Source organism: Pseudomonas sp. AL03, assembly GCF_029960815.1.
Classification (GTDB): Bacteria; Pseudomonadota; Gammaproteobacteria; order Pseudomonadales; family Pseudomonadaceae; genus Aquipseudomonas.
Genome location: NZ_JASBRE010000076.1, coordinates 1 through 1,235 on the forward strand (window position 1 = coordinate 1; position 1,235 = coordinate 1,235).

At 54.7% G+C, this 1,235-nt stretch carries 1 protein-coding gene; it reads right to left on the minus strand.

Annotated elements, in window-relative coordinates:
- Nucleotides 1-8: 8 nt before the first annotated feature.
- Nucleotides 9-1,171 (minus strand): IS3 family transposase gene (locus QK293_RS27450; RefSeq protein WP_282383501.1). Its coding sequence is split into 2 segments (ribosomal slippage): nucleotides 9-916 and nucleotides 916-1,171, totalling 1,164 coding nucleotides; the frame shifts between segments, so codons are not numbered across the junction.
- Nucleotides 1,172-1,235: the final 64 nt, after the last annotated feature.

The window sequence follows — 1,235 nt, forward strand, 5'->3', positions numbered from 1 at the left end:
TGTAGTGGTCAACTAATCCCGGACACGACGTTAAGTTTTTCTTCCGCGCGAGCTGGCGCCAGCCCATCGTTGAATTGATAGGGTCGAATCCAGTTGTACCGATGCATCAAGAAATGGCTGATATCGCGTTGGGCTTCTTGAGCAGTTCTGTAACCCGTGGTCGGTATCCATTCAGTTTTCAAGCTGCGGAACACGCGCTCCATCGGCGCGTTGTCCCAGCAATTTCCCCGGCGACTCATGCTCTGGCGCATTTGATAACGCCACAGCCGCTGGCGAAATAAACGACTCGCATACTGTGACCCTTGATCCGAGTGAAACAGCAGGCTCTGAGGCCTTCCTCGTTGCTCGTAAGCCATATCCAGCGCCTTGATAACCAACTCGGCGTCCGGCTTTTCCGACAACGCCCAGCCCACCACCCGGCGCGCGCAAAGATCCAGCACGACAGCTAGGTAATGCCATTTCCCTTGGGCCCAAATGTAGGTGATGTCGCCGCACCACACCTGGTTGGGTGCCGGGACATCGAACTCTCGATTCAAAATGTTCGGAATATCGAGTCGTTCAACCGTCGCTCGTTTATAGGCATGAGAACCTGGTTGTTTGCTCACGAGGTCAAGCTCGCGCATCAAGCTGCGCACTTTGAACCGACCAAGTTGCTCACCATCGTCACGCATCAACGAGAGAATGCTACGGCTGCCGGCAGCGCTGCGACTTTGTGAAAATAACTCGCTCACCCGGCTCCGCAACCGAAGCCGTTCGACATCCGGCGTTCGGTGCTTGAGGCGGTGGGCGTAATAACTTGATCGATTGATCTCAAACACTTTGCACAGCCAATCAATCGGCTCATGGACGCTCAGCTGATTGATCAGCGCGTACGCTCGTGATCTTCCGACATCAAGAGCGCGGTAGCCTTTTTTAATATCGATTTTTCCCGTTCAAGGCGGGTAATTCGGGCTTCCAACTCCTGAATTTTTTGCTGTTCCGGTGTCAGCGCTTTGCTCTGCGGGGTGACTCCTTGGCGTTCCTGCTGAACTTGGTCGACCCAGCGGCGTAGTGCCGACTCGCCGACGCCGAGTGAGCGGCTGGCTTCGATGTAGCTGTAGTTTTGCTTGAGCACGAGGTCGGCAGCCTCGCGTTTGAATTCAGCAGAAAAGGAACGGCGTTGTTTGGTCATCTGACACCTCGATCTGGCGAGCATTCTCGCCTAAATGGGTGTCCGGTTTCATTAGACCACTACA